The organism is Mesorhizobium sp. M7A.F.Ca.CA.002.05.1.1, assembly GCF_003998335.1.
In the GTDB taxonomy this organism is placed as follows: Bacteria; Pseudomonadota; Alphaproteobacteria; order Rhizobiales; family Rhizobiaceae; genus Mesorhizobium.
Genome location: NZ_RZQI01000438.1, coordinates 1 through 4,882, shown reverse-complemented (window position 1 = coordinate 4,882; position 4,882 = coordinate 1). Strand labels below are relative to the sequence as shown.

Here is a 4,882-nt window from a genome sequence, read left to right as displayed (position 1 = left end):
ATCAAGGATCTCGGCGACAAGGCTCCGGAATATGACCGGCCGTGGGTCGAGCCGAAAAAGCCGGCGCCGCTGGCCGCCAATGACATTCCGCAAGCCGACGTTGCCGACGCGCTGCTGAAGCTGCTCGGCGGGCCCGACCTGTCTTCGCGCCGCTGGGTCTGGGAGCAGTATGACACGTTGATCCAGGGCAATTCGCTGCAGCTTCCAGGCGGCGATGCCGGCGTGGTCCGGGTCGAAGGCCATGCGACCAAGGCGCTCGCCTTCTCCTCCGACGTGACGCCGCGCTATTGCGAGGCCGACCCTTATGAGGGCGGCAAGCAGGCGGTGGCCGAATGCTGGCGCAATTTGACCGCCACCGGCGCTCTGCCGCTGGCCGCCACCGACAACCTCAATTTCGGCAACCCGGAACGGCCCGAGATCATGGGCCAGTTGGTCGGCGCGGTGAAGGGCATCGGCGACGCCTGCCGCGCGCTCGGCTTCCCGATCGTCTCCGGCAATGTCTCGCTCTACAACGAGACCAACGGCCAGGGCATCCTGCCAACCCCGACCATCGGCGGCGTCGGGCTGATCGCCGACTGGTCGAAGATGGTGCGGACCGGCTTTGCGGCCGAGGGCCAGATGATCTTGCTGGTCGGCGCACCCGCGTCCTGGGGAACGCATCTCGGGCAATCGGTCTATATGCGTGACGTACACGGCCGCACGGATGGCCCGCCGCCGCCGGTCGACCTCGAGCATGAGAAGCGCGTCGGTGACCATGTGCGCGCGCTCATCGCATCCGGCATCGTCACGGCGGCGCACGACGTTTCCGATGGCGGTGTCGCCGTTGCACTTGCCGAGATGGCGATGGCGTCCGGAATCGGCGCCGCCGTTCCCGGTCTTGTCGGCACCGACCCGATCCCGGTCTGGTTCGGCGAGGACCAGGGCCGTTATCTCCTGACGCTGTCGATCGATCCGCATGGTGACGAATGGGACGCCATTCGCAAGCAGCAGGGCGAACTCGGCATCTTCGCGCCGTGGATCGGCTCGACCGGGGGCAGCGCGCTGAAGCTTGGCGACGCCAGGGCAATCCCGGTCAGCGAACTCTCCGCGGCGCACGAAGGCTGGTTCCCCCGCTTCATGGACCAGGCCAGTTGACGAGAGCATGATCCCGAAAAGTGGGAACGGTTTTTCGGGAAACTCATGATCAATCACAGGAAACTGGCTGGTCGGGCGCTGATTGCAGTCGTCTTCTGGCCGTCGTTGTTCTTCTTCTGGTTCCTGGGACCGTTCGTCTTTTTCCTGCTGTCGACAACCTCGAGCGAGGTGTGCATGCGGCTGGAAACGCGCGCGGAGTTCCTTGCCGCGGCCAATGGCGCCATCCCCATGCTCATCGCGCAGAATCTCATCTACGCGGTCCCGATCATCTGCCTGGTTCTGTGGGACCGCCTGGCGCCGGATCCGGCACGGGCAAGGCATATCGTCACCTGCATCAAGCTTTTTGCCAGCGCGGTGGTCGTAGGCGCGTTGTGGGAGTACGGCTCGTCGCTCATCTGCGACGGTTATGGCCAAGGGTTCTTCTCACCGGCTTGGCAAATGACGAGCTATCTCCCCATTGTCGGCCTTGTGCTCAACGCGCCGCTCTATGTGCTGGCCTTTAGCCTTGGCCGTGCTTTCTCGACACGCGACGACGTTGCCGAGGATGAAGCAAGCCCACCGGCCTAGTCTTTCTCTGAAGCCGTCGGGCCGTCTTGCCGTTGGTGGGACAGAACGGCTTCAATCCGGACCGGAAAGGCTTTAGGCTCGCCCGACTCTCATCTTATGGCCTGACACCGGCCGCTCGAAACAGGATTTTGCCATGGCAATGGATGCCCACGACATCGAAAAACTGATCAAGGACGGCATTCCGGACGCCAAGGTGACGATCCGCGATCTCGCCGGCGACGGCGACCATTATGCGGCCGAGGTGGTGGCCGAGAGCTTTCGGGGGAAAAGCCGCGTGCAGCAGCACCAGATGGTCTATGACGCGCTGAAAGGGAATATGGGCGGCGTGCTGCACGCACTCGCCTTGCAGACCAGCGTTCCCGACTGACCTTAGCGCTTGGCCCAACACGGCTCATCCTTTGCGCCATTTCAGCCACGGCACGGCTAACGTCTTGTTTCGAGCAATCGTTGGGTTTATTTGAAGGGATATGTTTCGAGCCTGACTCCCACAGGCGGGAAAGGATATTTCATGAGCGGTATCAACGACTACATCGACAATGAAGTGAAGGGCAACGACGTCGTCCTTTTCATGAAGGGCACGCCCGGTTTCCCGCAATGCGGATTTTCCGGCCAGGTTGTCCAGATCCTCGACTATATCGGCGCCGACTACAAAGGCGTGAACGTCCTGGACTCGGCCGAACTGCGCCAGGGCATCAAGGAATACTCCAACTGGCCGACGATCCCGCAGCTCTACGTCAAGGGCGAATTCGTCGGCGGCTGCGATATCATCCGCGAGATGTTCCAGGCCGGTGAGTTGCAGACATTCCTCGTCGAGAAGGGCGTCAGCGTCAAAGGCGCCGCCTGATTTCTGTTTTGTGCATGCCCGAAAATCGACGTTGATTTTGGGCATCGAGCACCAGGCACCCGGGGCAGCCCCACCTCGGCAATTTTCATGTCCTGAACCCAGGACCAGGACGAGCCAATGCGCCGGCCCGCCGGCGCATTTTCGTTTGAAAGATCGGACTTGCCGTGGACCAGCCAAAACCAGCGCCGCAATCGGCAAGCAAACTGCCCATTCCGCGCTGGGAGTTCATCGCCCTGTGCGCGGCGCTGATGGCGCTGAACTCGCTGGCCATCGACATCATGCTGCCGGCGCTGCAGCAGATCGGCGCCACGCTCGGCGTCGAAAATGAAAACCACCGGCAGTACGTCATAACGGCCTACATTCTGGGCTTCGGCGGCGGACAGTTGTTCTTCGGGCCGATCTCGGATCGCTTCGGGCGTCGCGCACCACTGGTCGCCGGGCTGGTGATCTATGTCGCCGCGGCCGCGGCTGCCGCCATTGCGCCAAGCTTTGAGACACTTCTGCTGTGCCGGGCCGTGCAAGGCATTGGTGCGGCCGCCACCCGCGTCATCGCCGTATCGATCGTGCGCGATACGTTCGACGGCCGGCGCATGGCCGAGGTGATGTCGCTGATCTTCATGGTGTTCATGGCGATACCGGTCATTGCTCCCGGCATCGGCCAGTTCATCATGCTGTTTGCGACCTGGCATTGGATCTTCGTCACCATGGCCGTCGGTGCGCTCCTCGTCTCGGCCTGGTCGCTGCTGCGCCTTCCTGAAACGCTGCATCCCGAACATCGCCGGCCGTTGACACTCAACTCCATTGTCGGCGGGTTTCGCATCGTGCTCACCAACCGCATTGCGATCTGCTATGCCTTCGCCAGCACCTTCATCTTCGGCGCCATGTTCGGCTTCATCGCTTCGGCGCAGCAGATCTATGTCGACATCTTCCATGTCGGCGAGATGTTCCCGGTCATCTTCGCAGGCGTCGCGGGCGTGCTCGCCTTCTCCAACTTTCTGAATTCGCGCCTTGTCGGCCGCATCGGCATGCGCCGCCTGTCGCAGAGCGCGCTGCTGCTGTTCCTGGTCATCAGCCTTGCCTGGCTGATCGTTTCGCTGGAAATGAAGATGCCGCTCTGGCTGTTCATCACCTTCTTTGCCTGCGCCATGCTTCCGTTCGGTGCGCTGGGCGCGAACTTCAACGCGCTGGCCATGGAGCCGCTCGGGCAACTGGCCGGCACGGCGTCGTCGATCCTCGGTTTCATGCAGACGTTTCTCGGCGGCATTCTCGGCACGCTGATCGGCCAGGCCTTCAATGGCACGGTGACGCCGCTGGCCGCCGGCTTCTGCAGCGTGTCGATCGCGGCGCTGCTGATGATCTTCATCGCCGAGCGCGGCAAGATGTTCCAGCCGCAGAACGCGCCCGTTTCAGGGCACATCACCGACTTGCATTAGGATGCACCCTCAAGGGCTGCCGTGAACCGAGGGGCGAGCATACGCCCCGCGATTGCTTCACCCATGCTGTCCGAAAAGGGCAATGGCAGAGCATCATCGAGTGCCCTGAGAATGGATGCCACGAAGGCACGGCTGCGCTGGGCATCGGTTCCCAGATCGGCATATGTGGCGCGAGGCTTGCCGATCAGTGTGCCGTTGCGGCGAAGCGAGAACCGCAGGGTCAGGGACATGCCCGCGGTTCCGGGTGGCGGTTTCCAGCAGGCATAGATAGCGTCCGACATCTCCCTTATCGTATCGACAGGATCGGAACTGCGACAACTGCGCTCCTGCGATCTTGCTTCCTGGGAACTGGTAGACAGAGCGGCGGCAAGAGCCGCGGCGACAAATGCGAACCGGGGTTTCATTCGAGAGCCTCCGGATTTGCGTGAAATTGCACCGCTCCTTCGGCTAACGCAGGAATCGTTCCTATTGCGCCCAAAGCTCGCGACGCAATTCGTGCCAGCTTTCCTGGTCTGGCGCGACAAGCAGGCCGCCGCCGAGATGCGAGGGCAGATAGGTGCTGCCGTCGAAGCGCGCGGCATGGCCGCCGGCCTCGGCATGGATCAGCACGCCGGCCAGATGATCCCACGGCATCAGCTTGTTGTAGACCACGAAGTGGGCATGGCCGCTCGCCAGCAGGCGGTATTCGTGCGCGGCGCAGCGATAGGCGAATTGCGACAGGATCTTCGTCTGGTTGCGCGCCAGCCGCGACCGCTCCGGTTCGGGCATATATTGCCAGGAGACCGAGCCGGTCATTTCCGAGATCGGCGCGGGTGCCGCGTCATGCACCTTCTCCAGGCTGCCATGCGCATGCCGGATATGGCTGCCGGCGCCCCTGGCGCCAATCAGCCAGTCCTTGCCGACG

7 protein-coding genes are annotated in these 4,882 nt (G+C 62.7%); 5 read left to right on the top strand and 2 right to left on the bottom strand.

Translation table 11 applies throughout. From position 1 onward, the window contains the following. The 5 genes from EN939_RS20925 to EN939_RS20905 form a co-directional block, all read left to right on the top strand. Positions 1-1,134, top strand: a 1,134-nt coding sequence (locus EN939_RS20925) for an AIR synthase related protein (protein WP_245473128.1), incomplete at its 5' end; no start/stop codon positions are given. Positions 1,135-1,179: 45 nt separating this feature from the next. Next, on the top strand, positions 1,180-1,701 hold the full coding sequence (locus tag EN939_RS20920; protein ID WP_127269498.1) for a hypothetical protein: 522 nt from the start codon (positions 1,180-1,182) through the stop codon (positions 1,699-1,701). A gap of 133 nt (positions 1,702-1,834) precedes the next feature. Then, on the top strand, positions 1,835-2,068 hold the full coding sequence (locus EN939_RS20915) for a BolA/IbaG family iron-sulfur metabolism protein (RefSeq protein WP_010909092.1): 234 nt from the start codon (positions 1,835-1,837) through the stop codon (positions 2,066-2,068). Between the two features lie 141 nt (positions 2,069-2,209). Beyond that, positions 2,210-2,545 (top strand): Grx4 family monothiol glutaredoxin, encoded by a 336-nt coding sequence (gene grxD, locus EN939_RS20910; RefSeq protein WP_006332883.1) that lies wholly within the window; start codon positions 2,210-2,212, stop codon positions 2,543-2,545. A gap of 164 nt (positions 2,546-2,709) precedes the next feature. Beyond that, a complete protein-coding gene (locus tag EN939_RS20905; protein ID WP_127269497.1) occupies positions 2,710-3,978 on the top strand; it encodes a multidrug effflux MFS transporter in 1,269 nt (422 codons plus the stop codon). Here the strand turns inward: EN939_RS20905 and EN939_RS39175 are convergent. Both EN939_RS39175 and EN939_RS20895 read right to left on the bottom strand, forming a co-directional pair. Beyond that, on the bottom strand, positions 3,975-4,208 hold the full coding sequence (locus tag EN939_RS39175; RefSeq protein ID WP_236382783.1) for a hypothetical protein: 234 nt from the start codon (positions 4,206-4,208) through the stop codon (positions 3,975-3,977). The genes EN939_RS20905 and EN939_RS39175 overlap by 4 nt on opposite strands. Positions 4,209-4,443: 235 nt before the next feature. Next, positions 4,444-4,882, bottom strand: a 439-nt coding sequence (locus EN939_RS20895) for an inositol monophosphatase family protein (RefSeq protein ID WP_335930796.1), incomplete at its 5' end; no start/stop codon positions are given.